Source organism: Terriglobia bacterium (assembly GCA_020072645.1).
Lineage (GTDB): Bacteria > Acidobacteriota > Terriglobia > Terriglobales > Acidobacteriaceae > Angelobacter.
This window is the reverse complement of sequence record JAIQGK010000036.1, coordinates 1-17133: the sequence shown is the minus strand read 5'-3', so window position 1 is coordinate 17133 and position 17133 is coordinate 1. Positions and strand designations below refer to the sequence as shown.

The 17133-nt window shown below is 58.1% G+C and carries 8 protein-coding genes and 1 pseudogene; 3 read left to right on the top strand and 6 right to left on the bottom strand.

The genetic code is table 11. From position 1 onward, the window contains the following. The 5 genes from LAO76_27620 to LAO76_27600 all read right to left on the bottom strand — a co-directional run. On the bottom strand, positions 1 to 3983 hold a 3983-nt coding region (locus LAO76_27620; protein MBZ5494708.1), incomplete at its 3' end, for an amino acid adenylation domain-containing protein. Next, positions 3976 to 7236 (bottom strand): amino acid adenylation domain-containing protein, encoded by a 3261-nt coding sequence (locus tag LAO76_27615; GenBank protein ID MBZ5494707.1) that lies wholly within the window; start codon positions 7234 to 7236, stop codon positions 3976 to 3978. The genes LAO76_27615 and LAO76_27620, both read right to left, overlap by 8 nt. An 84-nt stretch (positions 7237 to 7320) precedes the next feature. Further along, entirely contained in the window at positions 7321 to 10518 is a 3198-nt protein-coding gene (locus tag LAO76_27610; GenBank protein ID MBZ5494706.1) for an amino acid adenylation domain-containing protein, read from the bottom strand. A gap of 5 nt (positions 10519 to 10523) precedes the next feature. Then, positions 10524 to 10784 (bottom strand): Os1348 family NHLP clan protein, encoded by a 261-nt coding sequence (locus LAO76_27605; GenBank protein ID MBZ5494705.1) that lies wholly within the window; start codon positions 10782 to 10784, stop codon positions 10524 to 10526. A 157-nt stretch (positions 10785 to 10941) separates the two neighbouring features. Next, the gene (locus LAO76_27600) at positions 10942 to 12225 is read right to left on the bottom strand and encodes a YcaO-like family protein (protein ID MBZ5494704.1); all 1284 of its coding nucleotides are present in this window, start codon (positions 12223 to 12225) and stop codon (positions 10942 to 10944) included. 294 nt (positions 12226 to 12519) lie between these two features. Between LAO76_27600 and LAO76_27595 the strand changes: the two genes are divergently transcribed. The 3 genes from LAO76_27595 (at position 12520) to LAO76_27585 (ending at position 16194) form a co-directional block, all read left to right on the top strand. After that, positions 12520 to 13770, top strand: a complete 1251-nt coding sequence (locus LAO76_27595; protein MBZ5494703.1) for an MFS transporter — start codon at positions 12520 to 12522, stop codon at positions 13768 to 13770. 296 nt (positions 13771 to 14066) lie between these two features. After that, complete coding sequence (locus tag LAO76_27590; protein ID MBZ5494702.1) at positions 14067 to 15128, top strand: cysteine synthase family protein; 1062 nt, start codon at positions 14067 to 14069, stop codon at positions 15126 to 15128. A 19-nt stretch (positions 15129 to 15147) separates the two neighbouring features. Next, entirely contained in the window at positions 15148 to 16194 is a 1047-nt protein-coding gene (locus tag LAO76_27585) for an ornithine cyclodeaminase family protein (GenBank protein ID MBZ5494701.1), read from the top strand. A 799-nt stretch (positions 16195 to 16993) separates the two neighbouring features. On the opposite strand, the pseudogene LAO76_27580 reads toward LAO76_27585, so the two are convergent. Continuing rightward, positions 16994 to 17133 (bottom strand): annotated as a pseudogene (locus LAO76_27580) (IS481 family transposase).

The following is a 17133-nucleotide window of genomic DNA, read 5'->3' as shown; positions in this document are numbered from 1 at the left end:
CGATATCCTTCCAGCGCCTTCCGCCTCACCTCCCCCACCAGTTCACGCAAGCTCCTCCGTCCCTCCACTCTCACCCGCATCGCCAGCGTGTTTACGAAAAATCCGATCAGCCCTTCTAACTCTTCCTCCCCCCGGTTCGCCACCGGCGTCCCCACCACGATGTCCTCCTGTCCGCTGTAGCGCGACAGCAGCACCGCAAATCCCGCCAGCATCACCATGTACAACGTCGCTCCACTCTCCCGCCCCACTCGCTTCAGCCCCGCCAGTTGCTCCGGTTCCACACGCACCCGCCAGATCTCGGCCGCAAACGTCTGCTTCCCTCCGCGCGACCGGTCCACCGGCAACTCCAGCCGCTCCGGGATCCCCGCCAACTCCTCCTTCCAGTACCTCAGCCCTTCTTCCAGACCTCCTTCCTCCTCCGCCCATCTCCTCTGCCACACCGCATAATCCCCATACTGCACCTTCAACTCTCCCAGCGGATTCTCCCGCCCCTCAACATACGCACCATACAGCTCCTGCAACTCCCGGTTGAAAATCCCTTCCGACCATCCGTCCGACACGATGTGGTGCATCGTCCGCAGCAGCACGTGCTCCTCTTCTCCCAGCTTCAGCAGCTTCACCCGCAGCAGCGGCCCGCGCGACAGATCAAACTTCTCCTCCACCTCTGTTTCCATCGCCGCACGCAACGCCTCTGCCTGTTCCTCCCCTTTCATCCCGCTCAGGTCTCTCTGCTCCAGTCGGATAATCCCGCGCCCCTCGATCACCTGCACCGCCTCATCCTCCACCACCTCAAAATGCGTCCGCAGGCTCTCATGCCGCTCCACGATCGTGTTGATCGCCCGCTCCAGTGCTTCGGCTTTCACCACTCCCTTCAGCCGCAGCGCCTCCACCATGTTGTACTCCGTGCTCCCGCCCTCCAACTGGTCAATAAACCACAACCGCTGCTGCCCATACGACAGCGGTAAGCGCTCTCCCCGCACCTGCCTCTCCAACCGCGCACGCTTCCCTCTCCCCACCTCCCTTAATCTTCCGCTCAGCTCCCGCACCGTCGGTGCTTCAAACAGCGTTCGGATCGCCAACTCCACTCCCATCACCCGCCGGATCCGGCTCACCAGCCGCGTCCCCATCAGCGAGTGTCCTCCCAGCTCGAAGAAATCATCCTCGACCCCTACTCGCTCCACTCCCAACACTTCGGCGAAAATCCCGCACAGCATCTCCTCTTCCGGCGTTCCCGGTCCTCGATACTCTTTCGCCAGCGCGCCAAAATCGGGCGCCGGCAACGCTTTGCGGTCCACCTTTCCGCTTGCGCTAACCGGCATGCTCTCCAGCACCGTGATAGAGGCCGGCATCATGTAGTCTGGAAGCCTTTGTCCTAATTGCGCCCGTAATTGCCTTTGAAATTCGATATCGCCCGCTTTGCGGGCCGGGACGTTGGCATAATGCCGGTAATGGAATGCTTCCGCTTCCGCTTCCGCTCCTGCTTCCGCAGGCAGCCATTCAGGATTAAAAATGCAGTCGTAAACGCCTTCGCTGCCGAATCCGCGCCACAGATACCGCTCTCCCAATCGCTGCGCCCATTGCATCACTCTGTCCGGATCTTCCCCTGAATTTCCGAAACAGGCCAGATGAACGTCTTCCACGGTTTGTATGCGCGGATCAAGGCGTTCAAGGCAATGCGTGGCAGCCACGGCTTTGTCAACGCGGCTATCGCGCATGCCGCGCAACCCAACAGAGGCGGCTGGATGGCTGCGCAGCGTCTCTTCCACCGCTGAGCGCCAGTTGCCCGCCTGGTCCCAGGAAATCCAGTGCGTTGGCTCCTTTAACGCCTGTCTATCTCCGACGCGCAACACTACGTCATAGCGAAAGCGGCTGAGTTCGTTGTCATAATCGCCGGCCTTGAGGAAAAGCTCGGCGCGGCCAACGCCCCGGAAACTCCGGGCCATTTCCGTAAACAAAGCTGCGTCCAGCACCAGTTCTTCCTCGCGCCTGCAAGCTAGGTCGATGCGCCGGCGCAATTCGCTGCACGGTGTGTCCGCGCTGGACTTGTGCAGATGCACGGAGGTATGAAAAGCCTTGAGCAAAGGGAGGCTGCACACGTCGCCTACGAAAACGTGGCCTCCGGGCCGGGTTGCCCGGACCGCTTCGCCCATCACCTTGAAAAAATAATCCAGGTCGGGAAAATACTGCACCACTGAATTCAGAACCACCAGGTCAACGCTCTCGCCAGCCAGGAACGCCAGCTCATGCGCCAGCGCCTGCCTCACCTCGACGTGCGCAAGATCGGCGCGCGTGGCCAGGTAAGCTTTCACTTGGCCCAATACCTCAGGGGAAAAGTCCAGGCCGATGTACGTTTCACAATGCGGCGCCAGTTCCGTGAGCAGCAGCCCGCTTCCGCATCCGATCTCAAGCACCCGCCGGGGGTTGAGCGACCGCAGCCGCGCAATGGTTTCATTCACCCATACACGCATCTCTCGCTCGCCGATCGCTTCCCCGGTATAGCTGCTGACCCAGCCTACGGTGTTGAAAGCACGGTCGCGGTCCCTGCCTTCGGAATACGTGGATTCGTAGAGGCTGCGCCAGTGTTGGATGTGCGAAGTCTGCTGCTCTTGCAGCCCCGCATCATCTTCGCGACGGACCACGTAAGCATGCACGCGCTTGTCTTCTCCCTGGCAATGGACAACGGCCACGGCGTCCTGCACGCCTTCGCATTGTCGCAGCAGCATCTCAATTTCGCCCAACTCCACGCGGAAGCCGCGGATCTTCACCTGCTGGTCCGTCCTGCCCATGAATTCCAGACTTCCGTCCGGACGCCATCTCACGCGGTCTCCCGTCCGGTACATGCGGCTGCCGGACGGGCCATAAGGATTGGCCACGAAACGCTCCGCCGTGAGCGCCGGATGCTTGAAATACCCGCGAGCCAGGCCGCTTCCGCTCACGTAGAGATCGCCTGCGGCCCCGATCGGCGCAGGCCTGAGGCGCTGATCCAGCACATAGACCGCCGTCTCATGGATGGGTTTTCCGATCGGAATGGAGACGCCTTCGCAATCGACTGGACGGATCGTGTGGCAGGAGGTGAATGTCGTAGCCTCAGTGGGGCCGTAGCCATTGATCATCCGGCAGTCCGGAAAACGCTCCACCACGCACCGGACTTCCGGGACCTGAATTACGTCGCCGCCCGCCAACAGCTGCTTGACTCCTCCAAGGTCCTCCAGGTGATGGGTGACCATTTCATGAAAGAGGCTTGCCGTCAGCCATAAGGTATCCACGCCCTGCGTGCGCAGTACACGCCCTAGGTCTTCCAGGGCGGAGAGCTTTCCCGGAAACAGCACCAGCTTGCCGCCATTCAATAAACTTCCCCATATTTCAAACGTGGAAGCATCGAAGCTCAGAGGAGCGAACTGCAATAATGTGCGTTCCTGGCCTAGGTCGACGTAATCGGGATTGCAAACCAACCGGATGATCCCGGTCTGCGTGACCGCAACCCCTTTGGGCTTGCCCGTCGACCCGGAGGTATACATGAGATAAGCCAGGTTCATCGGGCTTCGCCGCTTGCGGATGGCTTCCTCGGGATCGTTGGCTGCTTGCCGCTCCAGCGCAGCCAGGGTTGCGCGATCATCAACCAGCAGATGGGCATGGTTCTTGAAAAGCGGAGGAAGGTGTTCGGCTGCCGCCAGCAACATGGCCGGCCGCGCTTCCTCCAGGATGAAAGCAAGTCGCGCCTCAGGCTGGTCCGCGTCCAGGGGAAGATACGCCGCGCCGGTCTTTACGATGGCCAGCAGTGAAACAATGCTGTCGACGCCAAAATGGCCCACCAACCCAACGATGTCCTCCCGTCCCATTCCACGCTCGATCAGCAAATGGGCCAGCCGGTTCGCCCGTTCGTTCAGCTCGCCATAGGACAAGGACCATTCTTCATGCGTCAGCGCGATGGCCGCGGGGCGCCGCGCAACCTGTTGTTCGAATAGGCCGGCAATATCATTCATGTTTGTTGAAGTCCTTGAGTACCCGGTTCGCCTCCGCTGGCGTCAAGATGTCAATTTCATGGAGCGGCTTGTCCGGCTGCGCGCATAAGGCATGCAGGTGCTGGCCGTAATGCGCCGACATCTGCTCTATCCGCCATTCGTCAAACAGGCCCCGGTTGTAAAGCCAGTACAGGCCCACCTCTCCGCCCTGCTCCCACGCATGCACCTCCAGGTCAAAGCGCACCAGCATCCGCTCCGGTTTTTCCACCACCACTTCCAGCCCTTCGAACTTCTGCTGTTGCCACGGCGCGTTCTGCAAGGCGAACACCACCTGCAACATCGGCATGACATTCAGGTTTCGTTCGGGAGAGAGCTCTTCCACCAGCTTTTCGAACGGCACTTCCTGATGCCGGTAACCTTCGAGCGCCGTCTTGCGCGTCTCCACCAGCAACTCCCGGAAGCTCATCTCAGGTCGGACATGCAGCCACATGGCCAGGGTGTTCACAAAAAAGCCGATCAGCTCTTCCAGTTGCTCGTCTTGGCGATTGGCGATTGGCGAGCCCACCACGATCTCTTCCTGCCCGCTATATCGAGACAGCAGCACCGCGAATCCGGCCAGCAGCGCCATGTACAACGTTGCATGCGCCTCTTTGCAGAGCCGGCGGAGCGTGTCGGCTAACGCGGCGGAGAGGGTCACAAAGCGCACCCCCGCCGCGAATGTCTGCTCCCCCGCGCGCGGCCTGTCCGCCGGCAGTTCCAGCCGTTCCGGCATTCCTTCAAGGGCTTCTTTCCAGTACTGCAGCCCTTCTTCCAAACAGCCTTTTTGCGCCGATTGTCTTTGCCACAGCGCGTAATCGGCGTACTGGAATTTCAGCTCCGGCAGCGGGTCCTCTTCGCCTTTCGCATATGCCGCGTAGAGCACCTGGAGTTCGCGGCTGAACGTTCCCTCGGACCATCCATCGGAGACGATGTGGTGCACCGTGCGTAGAAAGACATGCTCTTCCTCGCCCAGCTTCAGCACCTTCGCGCGCAGCAGCGGGCCATGCGACAAGTCAAACTTCTCATCCAATTCCCGCTGCATTGCCTGCCGCACAGCCGCGTCCTGTTCGGCGGGGCTCATCCTGCGCAGGTCTTCTATCTTCATTTCAATCCGCCGCTCCGGCTCGATCACCTGCGCCGGCTCGTCTTCCACCATCGCGAAGTGTGTGCGCAGACTTTCATGCCGTTGCACGATCCGGTTAACCGCGCGCTCCAGCGCTTTCAGGTCCAGCTTGCCTTTCAGGCGCAGCGCCTCGGGCATGTTGTATTCCGTGCTGCCGCCGCCCAACTGGTCCAGGAACCACAGCCTTTGCTGCGCGAAGGAGAGTGGCAAGCGCTCCGGACGCTTCTGCCGGTCCAGGGCTCGATGCGCCACGGCGCGCCGCAGTTCCGGAAGCAGTTGAGACACGCTGGCCGCGCGGAAAAACGTGTCCAGGGCAAGGTTCACTCCCCATGCGCTTCGTATGCGGCTCACCAAGCGCGTTGCCATAAGCGAATGCCCGCCCAGTTCGAAAAAGTTTTCCTCTACGCCCACCTGCTCCTGCCCTAGGACTTCGGCGAAGATCCCGCACAGGATTTCCTCTTCCGGCGTGCGCGGCAGCCGCCGCTCCTCGTTTCCCGCAAGGTCCGGCGCCGGAAGTTTTTTGCGATCGATTTTTCCATTCGCCGTCAGCGGCAGGCTTGGCAGCAGCATGATTCCGGACGGCACCATGTAGTCCGGCAGCTTTCGCGCCAGTTCCTGCCGTAATCCCCTTGCATCCAGGCCGCTTTCGCTCTTCGCGACCACGTAAGCCACCAGGCGCTTGCCTGTGCTTTTCTGTTCGCACAGGATGACGGCCGCATCCTTTACTGCGGGGATCTCGCGCAGCGCGCTCTCAATTTCACCCGGTTCGATGCGGAAGCCCCGCAGTTTCACCTGCTGGTCGGCCCGTCCCAGATATTCCAGGTTGCCGTCGTTTCTCCACAGCACCACGTCGCCGGTACGGTACATGCGGCTTCCTGCCGGCCCATACGGGTCCGCGATGAAGCGCTCTGCCGTGAGTTCAGGACGACGGTGATAGCATCGCGCCAATCCGGACCCCGCCAGATAAAGCTCTCCGGCCACTCCGAGCGGCTGTGGATCGAAATTCGGCCCCAGCACGTACACCCGCGTATTGCTGTTCGGCTTTCCGATGGGGATGGCTGTCTCTCTCTCAGCCGGAGGCCCCGCCACCGGATAATGCGTGGCAAACGTTGTGCACTCCGTTGGGCCATACACGTGGATAATTCGGGTCTCCGGCAAGGCTTCCTGCGCGCGGCGCACGTGCATGGGCGAGGAGGCTTCTCCTCCAAAAAGCACCTGCCGGACACCTCGCAAAACTTCCATGCCCTCGTCCACCACAACGTTGAAAAGCGCAGTGGTCAGGAAAAGCGTGCTGGCCGCCTGCCGCCTGAGAAACGAGCCTAGCTCGGCGACGCCCGGAATTCTCTCCGGAAACAACGCGCACGCCGCTCCATTCAGCAAGGCGCCCCAGATCTCGAACGTAGAAGCGTCAAAAAACAATGGTGAAACCACCAGAAAAATATCGCCCTCGTCCAGCCGCGCATAATTGGGCCGCTTGACAAGCCGCAAGATCGCCCGATGGCTGACCATGACGCCTTTAGGTCTCCCGCTGGAACCCGAAGTGTAGGTTACGTAAGCAGCGTTGTCCGGCCGTAGAAATGAGCCGCCCTGGCGCCCCGGGTTCCCGCAAGCGCTGTCCCGCGAAAGGCTTCTCCATTCGGGCTCATCGAGTTGAATGCGAGGAAAAGATTCGGGCAGGCGTGGGGCCGTTTCAGAGTTCGCCAGCGACAGGAGGGCGCCGGAGCCGGCAAGCAGTTGCTCCATGCGCGCGGGAGGATTTTCCGGATCGAGAGGGAGATAAGCCGCCCCGGATTTTAAGATCGCCAGCAAAGCTATGATCATCTGAGGCGACCGCGGAAGGCACAAGGCGATGAGCTTCTCCGGTCCCGCTCCCTGCCGGATCAGAAAGTGCGCCAGGCGGTTCGCTTCTTCATTCAACTGCCGATAGCTTACTGGGGAGCCATCCCACAGAATGGCCGTGTGCTCCGGGGTCTTTTCTGCCCGGCCTTCGAACAGCTCGGGTACTGTTGTCTCCGGAATTTCCTGTTCCGTTTGGTTCCATTCCTGGAGGATCCGCCGCCGTTCTTCTTCTCCAAGCAGATCCAGGTCTCCGATGGCCTGATCGAGTCGCATTTCAGTCACCCTTCATCGTTCCATTCCATTGCAAAAATCCATTGGCACCCCTCAGACCCGTCACATCTGGTTCCGCGCGGCATGTCATCCTTTCGCCAGCGCTTCAATGACCCGCGCGTGGTGGCCGGCCATTTGCTCCACGCGCCAGTGGTCAAACATGTCACGGTTATAGACCCAGGTCAGGTCAACCCAGTTGCCGTGCTCAACGGCGACCACCGACAGGGGCGGAACAACTGCCGTGTTCAGTTCCACGTGGCTCCGCAACTGGCGATGGCTGACTTCCATGGGCTCCATCACCAGGCCGGGCAGGACCGTTGACAAGGGTGCGTTCTGCATCACGAGCTGCGCGTCAAATATCCTGGTGCCGTTCTGGCTGCGTTCGGGCGAGAGCTCCTTTACCAAAATTTCAAACGGCAACTGCTGATGCTCGTAGGCGTTCAGGGCCGTTTGCCTCACCTCGCCCAGTAAGTCGCGGAAGCTTGTCTCCCGCCGCACCCTGACGCGCATCGCCAGCGTGTTCACGAAAAACCCAATCATCCCTTCCAATCGCTCGTCTTCCCGATTCGCGATTGGCGTCCCGATCACCACGTCTTCCTGTCCGCTATAGCGTGATAGCACCACGGCAAGCCCTGCCAGCAGTGTCATGTAAAGGGTCACTCCGTTTTCGCGGCCCACGCGCCTCAATTCCGCCGTTAACTCCGGCCCCAGCTTTTGCCGCCAGACTCCGGGCACGAACGTCTGCAGCGCTCCACGGGGCCGGTCTTCAGACAGCAACAGCCGCTCCGGAATGCCTGCAAGCTCCTCCTTCCAGTACTTCAGGTCATCTTCCAGGCCGCCTTGCTCTGCCCAGCGTCTCTGCCACAACGCATAATCCGGATACTGTATTTCCAGTTCCGTTAGCGGGCTTGGTTCACCTTGCGCATACGCCACATAGAGCGCCTGCAACTCGCGATTGAACACTTCTTCCGACCAGCCATCGCAAGCCACGTGATGGATGGTGCGCAGAAGCACGTGCTCTTCCTCTCCCAGCTTCAAGAGTTTCGTCCGCAGCAGCGGCCCGCATGACAAATCGAACCTCTCCTCGACCTCTCTCTCCATTGTCCGCAGCGCGGCGCGATGCCGTTCCGTTTCTTCCAGCCCACGCAAATCTTCTTCGCGCAGCTCAATCCGTAGCCGCGTCTCGATTACCTGGAGCGGCTCATCCTCCACCACCTCAAAATGCGTCCGCAGGCTCTCATGCCGTTCCACGATCGTGTTGATCGCCCGCTCCAGCGCATCTCTGTCCAACATCCCTCTCAGGCGCAGTACTTCCCCCACGTTGTATTCCGCGCTGCTGCCCTGCAATTGATCGATGAACCAGAACCGCTGCTGGCCAAAGGAGCATGCGAGTTTCTCAGGACGCTTGTGCCGTTTCAAGGCATCCCGCCGGCAGTGGTGTCTGCGCAATCGTGGCGCCAATGCTTTGGGCGTGGGCGCTTCAAACAAAGCGCGCACCGGCAAATCAATCCCGAACGTCTTTCGTATGCGGCCGGCCAGCCGTGTTGCTGTGAGTGAATGTCCGCCCAGAGCAAAAAGATCATCTTCTGTACCAACGCGCTGCAGTCCCAGGACATCCGCAAATAGCCCGCACAAGATTTCTTCTTCCTGGTTGTGGGGCGCGCGATAATCTTCCTCGTCCGCGTTGAAATCCAGGGGCGGCAGGGCGTTGCGGTTGAGCTTGCCGTTAGGCAATACAGGTATGGATTCGAGGACCATGATGGCGGCTGGAAGCATGTACGAGGGAAGATTCTGCTTCAGCGCTTCGCGCAGCTGAAGCCGGTCCAGGCTGGCGCCCGCTCTGGGAACTACATAGGCGATGATTCGCTTGTCTCCCTGAAAATCCTCATGAACAGCGGCCACCGCTCTCTCTACGCCGCTCTGCTGTTGCAGAAAAGATTCAATCTCGCCCAGTTCAACACGGAAACCGCGTATCTTTACCTGCTGGTCCCTGCGCCCCAGGAATTCAAGCCGCCCGTCCGGCAGATAACGCCCCAGATCGCCGGTGCAATACATTTTCTGGCGCGGAGCGTCCGTAAAGGGATCTTGTGGAAATTTTGCCGCGGTCAGCTCCGGCTGGTTCAGGTATCCGGCGGCCACTCCTTCGCCGGCGATGCAGATTTCGCCTTCCATGCCTGTGGGCACGAGCTGCTGATTGTGATCCAGCAGATAAATCCGGGTGTTTGCGATTGGACGCCCGAGCGTGACCTGCTCACCCGGCGCACGAAACAAGTGCATGGTGGACCACACCGTGGTTTCCGTGGGGCCATAAAAATGATACAGAGAAGGGCCTGCCTCCAGTAGGCTATTGCAAAGTTCCTGCGGAAGAGGCTCGGCACCCACGGCCCGCTTCAGTCCCTTCGCGGTATAGCCTGCGTCCAGCAGCATGCGCCACGTGGTGGGCGTGGCATGCAAAACGGTGGAGCGCGTCTGCTCCAGCCAGCGCGCCAGCGCCTCTGCATCCGAAGCAGTCTCCCGCTCACAGATTGCGACTGTGCCACCTGTAAGGAGCGCCAGGTACAGTTCGGGAATGCACATGTCAAAGGCAAAGCTGGCCAAGGCGGGAAAGACATCGTCAGGCCCCATGGCGAGTTGTTGTCCCATGAAGGTGAGAAGATTGACGACAGCCTTGTGTGCCACCTGCACGCCTTTGGGCCGTCCCGTGGAACCGGAGGTAAAAATGACATAAATAAGATCGTCGGGGCCGGAGTTGGGAGCGTGATTTTCGGCAGGCTCCTGGGCCAGGCGCGGCCAATCAGAATCCAGCAGCACCATTTTCGGCCCCGGGGACGGAAAAGCAGCCGCCAGCGCGGAATTGGAAATAATCATTTTGACGGCAGCTTGTTCCAGAGCCAGCCGAATTCGTTCGCCGGGATACTCCGGATCCAGCGGAACGTAAGTTGCGCCGGATTTCTGCACGCCGAGCAACGTGACCATCATCTCCAGCGAGCGCTCGACGTACACTCCTACCCGGTCAGAGCGTCCCACGCCCTGCCGCCGCAGGTGGCTGGACAGTTGATTGGCCCGGCCATTCAGTTCGCCGTAAGTGAGCCGGCCATCGCGAAAAGTGACGGCAACAGCGCCGGAAGCAAGGGCCACTTGTTCTTCAAACAACTGGTGCAGGCACTTGTCGCGGGGATAATCCGCGGCGGTAGCATTCCACTCCACCAGAAGCTTGTGGCGCTCGGCGAGCGTCAGCAGCGTCTCCGGAAGGGTTCCATCAGGAATGGGGCGGATGGCGGGCAAACAAATCAGTCCTTCCTGCGCGAGCCCTGCCACCTTCCCGGCCCAATGGCAAATTCGGAGCGTTCGGTGAGCCGCTCCGCAGCGCTTTCCAGAGTGGAACGGTCGAGGGCTTCGAGCATCACGGTTTCCTCCGCGGAAAGACAGTGTTGCCTACCCATTGCCCCCGGCTCGAGGAAAAGCTTGTCCCGAAATTCAACGTCAATCAGGGCACGCCCCAGAATTTCCAGAAAAGCCTGGCTTGGCCTTGTGCCGGTAACGGATGACATTGTTTCTCCTGTCGATGCCTTTTCGAGATTGCTGAAAGGCGCTTTCAAAAGATACTCAGGCATTGGTGAAGCGGCGTGGTTGCGCTTCCGTTCCTGCCAAATTACGCAATGCCCTTGCGGCCTCCAGGCAGACGGTCGACGCGAAGCGGCGTTGCATTTAAAGCTCTCGCGCGATCCGCGGCCCGAAGATCCCACGTCCCGCAAGCAGGTGAAAGACGTGCCAGGTTTCAGACTTCGGTATCACCACGCGGACCACCGGTATACCGATTTCTGGACGGGTCATGTCAAACACAACCAATTGGGGCAATCCGCACCGAGGCAGATTGTCCAGCAGCAACTGCACGTCTTCATCGATGGAGTCGTGCTCGAAACTCGGTAATTCATGGAACGAGACCCACTCGCCGACATTCAGCAAGTCGTCAATCTCGCGGGAAGCTTTGCGCCGTACCTGCGGCAGCCCTTCCCCGCTGCCCTGGACGCAGGTAGTCTGGCTCTGTATGGCTTCGCTCATGGCGTGTATCAGCGCCACCCTTGCGTCCGGATAAGCGCTCGAACCGCTATAGGCGTTCACACCGCCGTCTTTCCCAGGCTCCACAAGGATGCAATCAATGGCTGCGATTCCCGCTGGAGATCGCAAATGCCGAAGATAGATCTGGAATCCCGCAGCGTTCAGGTTTTCCATCAGGGCCGCCGCATCTTTGGGCAGTCCTTCCGTCCGTATCCGCTGGGTTGGAATGGGATCTCCTTCCTTCTTTGTTTCCAGGCCGGCCAGGCTGCGCACCAACGGACGAAGATGCGCGCGGGCAGCAGCGATGGCCTGCGCATCGCGTTCCAGGACCTCACAAATTCCATGGCAGAGCGCCTCCGCCAGCGTGTTCCCGGCGGCAAGCCCGTTCGTGCTGGCATAAAAAAGATGAGGGCCGCGGCGCGGACTGTACGGGCAAATCACGGCATTCAGGGGAACCAGCGTCTCTCGCTGGTTTAGCAGGTCATAACCGCAGACCCATTCAATCTCCAGGTCTTCCGAAAAATCGCTCAAGGGCGGGACGATGACGTCAGTGGGAGGGACACAAGAGTAGTTGCGGCTTAATTCACGGTATGCCCCTACGATGGTTTCATAATCGCAAAAGCTTCCGGCATGATGTTCAAGCGCCTCCATCAGTACGCTTACTTCGGCTTCTTCATCGGTCATTCCTTTGCCGTTGTATTCAGACATGCCTGGCTCTTCGCCGCGAGGACGAATGCCGGTAAGGCTGGGAATGCCCGTTCCTTCCATGTTGGGATTTTGAGCAACCTGGGTAATGCCAACTTGATGCATGACGGTCCTGGCCCGCCGCAACGTTTCACCCGGTTCTACGGCCCGCACCACGCCGGCCTTGGAGTACTTTGGCAGATGAGGAAGCTTCCAGTACTCTGCGGTATTTCTGCCCAACCTCGGCACTTGAAACATCCCTTTCCAAATATCTATCCATTTCAGTTTACTCCCAATCTATATTGGTTTGTCGATAGTTTTATCGAATTGTATGAGTTCCAAAATGGAACTATTCTAAAATTCAGCAGCCACAGATTATCTATTCAGGTTGAAATACTCTGCTCCCCGAATATACTCAAAGCCTATTTGGTAGTAGCTGTATAAAACTTAAGATCTACTTGAAACACTAGAATAGTGTATTAAGGAAATAGCCCTAGCCACTATTCTGGCAAGCGGGCATTTGGATCATTGTAGAATCATCGAGTGTCCAGCACAGAACCAGCCATCGCCTTAGGCTTGCGCGCGCCGCTCGCCGTAGGGAACTTTCGCAAGCTATGGATTGGGGAAGTCATCTCCGTTCTGGGTGACCAATTCTATTTCGTGGCGATGCCCTGGCTGGTACTGCAATTGGCCGGATCCGGGCTGGCCCTGGGCTCGGTGCTGATGACAGTGGCGATTCCGTCCGCTTCGCTGATGCTGTTGGGGGGCGCCATCACGGACCGCTTCTCCCCGCGCATGATCATGCTGATTTCGAACCTGGTGCGCGCCATGATTGTTTCCGTCCTGGCCGCGCTCGTGTTCGCGCATTCGGCGCGCATGTGGCATTTGTATGTTTTTGCCGCGATTTTTGGAACGGTGGACGGCTTCTGTTATCCCGCTGATGCCGCAATGGTGCCAAGCCTGCTCGAGCCGACTCTGTTGACCGCAGGAAACTCCCTGATGCAGGGCTCCTATCGTTTTCTTGGGCTGATCGGCCCAGTGACCGCGGGAATCATCATCGGCAAAACCGGATTGGGGCCGGCCTTCGTTGTAGACGCCATAAGTTTCTTTGTCGCCGTTGCCATGCTGGCTGCGCTTACGCCGAACGACGCTCCTGTCGCGTCCCGGGAACAGCCTTTGATCGCGTCGATTCGCGAAGGCATTTCCTATACGCTGGCGCATCCGATTATCCGCTCTCTTCTGCTGGTCTTTGCCGTGACCAGTCTCTCCTTGTCGGGGCCTTTTTTCGTGGGCGTGCCATTGCTGGCACGGCAGCGCTTCACCAGACCAAGCGCCCTGGGTCTTCTTTACTCCAGTTTCGGCGCGGGGACGCTGCTGGGGATCACTCTAGCCGGGCAGGTACAGCGCAAGCTCCGCATCGGGCCGATATTGATGGGCGTCTATGTGGCTTCCGGAATTGCCATGATCGCTATCAGTCTGCTATGGCATATCTGGACAACCGCCATCGTACTGTTCCTGATGGGCATTGCCGTGGGATACGCCAACATCGTGAACCTGTCATACCTGCAACGACAGACTGAAGCGAGCAAGATGGGGCGCGTCATGAGCCTGGTCATGTTTTGCGCCCAGGGACTCGCTCCATTGGCTTACCTCGGAGCGGGCGCATTAAGCAAACTGGGAACTACTGTGCTTTTTTTCAGTTCGGGAATCAGCACCATCGTGGTTGCCTGCGTGCTATTCCGGGCGCCGCACTTCTGGAGAAAAAAATCTCCACTTCCATCTGACATGGATTAAGTCAAAATCATCTATAGAAAATAGATACAATAAAATATCAACATTGGAAATAATAACTACTCTTTATCAGCACTTCCTGAAATAGGAATGAAGACAGCAATCAGATAAATAACAATATACATTGTTTATAATCGCGATATAACTATGGTTTGTACACTGGAAAGATCGAAATCTGTTATGAGTAACCCAGATTATGAGCAACCCGGAATCTTTCCACAGAACGGCGAATCACCTTCAAGCGGAGGCTAGCGGCGCGTTTGCAGGTCCAGGAAGTAGTGGGGAACCAAGAGGTTTACATGCATGACAAGAAGTTCACGCAAGACCTGAAATCGTCCGGCCGAATCGGCAACACTCCCCTGCAAAGCATCGCGCTCCTGATCAAAAGCAGATGGCATAAGATAAGCCTCAAGTTGGAAAGTCATAATCCGGCGGGCTCCTCCAAGGATCGGACAGCCCAGGCCTTGATCGCCGATCTTGAGTGCCGCAGCCTGTTAACAGCATCTTCCATCATCATTGAATCGACCTCTGGAAACCTGGGAGCCTCCCTTGCTTACGTGTGCGGAATGCGGGGTTTCCAATTCCTCGCCGTCATCGATCCAAAGACTACGCCGGCCCTGCGTAACCGCATGCAGGAGTATGGCGCCCGTCTGGAAATGGTCCAGGAAAAAGACGAGAATGGCGGCTATTTGTTTTCCCGCCTGAAAAGGGTGCGGGAACTCTGCGCCCAATGCCCGGATTACGTTTGGGCAGACCAATATTCCAATCCAGCCAATCCAGAAGCGCATTACAGGCATACTGCGCCTGAAATTTTTTCTCAGACCCGCGGAAAAGTTGATGCCGTCTTCGTGGCCGTCTCCACCGGAGGCACTTTCGCCGGTATTGATCGCTTTTTCAGAGAAGTTCGCCCTGCCACACGTACCATACCAGTCGATGCCATAGGATCGGTGGTTTTCGGCGGACCGCCGGGGCTACGCATGCTGACCGGTATCGGATCTTCACGACAATCCAGCTTTTTTCAGCCAGGCCATAATCACCATCCGCGGATGGTGGCAGACCGCGATGCTTTTGCCGTATGCCGCCTTCTGGTCCGCAGACTCGGTCTTTCGCTCGGTGGATCCAGCGGCGCGGTCATAGCCGCATGCGCACAGGCGCTTGCCGAAGATCTGGAACTGCAACACGTGGTCTGTCTGTGCGCCGATGGGGGCAAAAACTATGACTCAACCATTTACTCCGACGCGTGGCTGAAAACGAATCATTTCGATCCTGATTATGAGATGCCTTTGATCGAGGATGTAGCGGCGTTTGACGAATGCGCCGCAACGGTTTTCTTACCGCAGGAAATTACCGGGCGCAGGTAGAACGAAAGAGAGGAGAATTATGGAATACGCCGGGGCAGGGCACGACCGTATCCTCTATTTGGCCCGCGCTGACGTTCAGGCGATCTGCGAAGAACTGGACCCGCTTGCGATCGTCGAAGAGGTGTTTCGTCTGTATGTCAGGGGCGAAGCCATTCTTCCCGGCGAAGCATACCTGGCTTGGCGAAACAACCGAGGGGAGGCAGTCCGTAGCCTGAATATGCCCGGCTATCTTGGCGGCAGCAACCGCACAGCCGGCACAAAAATCATCAACAGCAATCCGGCAAACCCATCACGAGGGCTGGTCCGCGGCAGCGGTGTGACCTTGCTTTTTGACCCGGAGACTACAAGAATTCAGTGCATCATGGAAGGCGCGTACATTTCCGCGCTGCGCACGGCCGCCGTTTCCATGCTTGCTTTGAAATTGCTGGCACACGGCAGCGTTCATTCACTCTGCCTGATCGGAACCGGCGTCATCGGCAGGGCTCACCTTGAGCTCGCGCGCAGGACTTTTCCCGCGCTGGAGCGCGTAGTCCTGTTCGATCTTAATCCAGCATCGGCGGAAGAAGCCGCAAACTATTTGCGTCACAAACCAGGACATCCGCTTCAGATTGAGGTGGCCGCAAGCGCCATGTCCGCGGTGCGAGCGACCCACGTTGTGATCGCAGCCACAACCGTAACTTCCGGCTACATTCCTTATGATTGGCTCAGACCGGGAACAGTGGCGATCAATGTCTCTTTGGACGATTTTTTGCCGGACGTATTCCTCAAAGCTTCCCTGCTGTTCGTTGACAACTGGAATCTCGTGCAGGCTGATTCGCACCGCCTTCTTGGACGCCTTCACCGTGAAGGCAAAATTGCCGCTCCGGAACAGATGCCGCCACAGCATGGACGAAAAGTGGATGGAGAAATCGCTGACCTGCTGCTTGGCCGTCATCCGGGACGCCGCTCCACCGAAGATATGATTCTGGTGAATCCTTTCGGTCTTTCACTTGAAGACTTGGGATTTGCCGCGCGTATTTTTGAGGCCGCGCGTCAAAAGGGCCGGGGCCAATACCTTGACGTATAGCTTAATGGCATCGCAAGGGCTATTGGATCTTTAGCACGAAGGCCGCCGTGATGAGCTGCATATCTGTAAAGGTTGTGGTCAACTTAGCGATCTGGATTTGCGGTTGTAACGGTATAACAAAGATGCAATTTCTAACTAAACAGACTTTAAGCAAAGTTGCGCAACTGCTTGGCTGAATATTATTAGTAAGCCAATAATTCCCAAAATGGTAATTAAAACCCCTCTCATCACTAAATATGCCTATCACGCGATTGAGTATAATGGACAGTAGTGCGAGACATGTGGATCATCACGCCAGTCTGAAGAACACAGTTCACAAGCTGCGTCGCTCAGCGCTCTTCCTGTAGAATCGCGGCATTCTGAATACGAGGAGACTCACTCTGTTGGACGCGCAATCAATCATCACGGAGTTGGAAGCTGAACGGGACCGGCTCAATAGTGCCATCGCCGTCCTTCAGGGCAGACAAAGCAAGCTTGGCAGGACAGCCTCAAGTAAGCCCGATGGCCGGAAGATGCACCTCTCGGCAGCAGCGCGCAGAAGGATCGGCGAAGCAATGAAAAAGCGTTGGGCTGAGCGGAAGAAGAAATCAGCGGCCTGACCCTGATCCTGTTCACCACAATTGCGCCGCAAGTGCTAACCATCCTCTTCCGGCGGAGCCAGCAAGTGAGCGTCTCTGTTCTGGCTTACCTCTTTGCAGAGTCAAGCGCCTTTTGCTCCCATCACAGGTCATTGATAGGGCCGCGGTGAGCTGATTCGTGAAATCACTCTTTGCGCGGTACAAGGACGGTACATTGAGAACATGTGGAGTCTCAAGAGGTTGTTCCGATCGAGGCCGGAGCGGCTGATAGGTGGAACATGGTTGAGGCTACCATGAGGACGGTGCCAGTTGTAATGGTGAAGCCAGGGAAGAAGATGTTCGTGACGGTGTTGCGAGTCTT

Excerpts from the sequence above, each read along its gene's own strand:
- LAO76_27615 (MBZ5494707.1), bottom strand. The coding sequence starts at position 7,236 with ATGCGACTCGATCAGGCCATCGGAGACCTGGATCTGCTTGGAGAAGAA.
- LAO76_27605 (MBZ5494705.1), bottom strand. The coding sequence starts at position 10,784 with ATGTCATCCGTTACCGGCACAAGGCCAAGCCAGGCTTTTCTGGAAATT.
- LAO76_27585 (MBZ5494701.1), top strand. The coding sequence starts at position 15,148 with ATGGAATACGCCGGGGCAGGGCACGACCGTATCCTCTATTTGGCCCGC.
- LAO76_27590 (MBZ5494702.1), top strand. The coding sequence starts at position 14,067 with ATGCATGACAAGAAGTTCACGCAAGACCTGAAATCGTCCGGCCGAATC.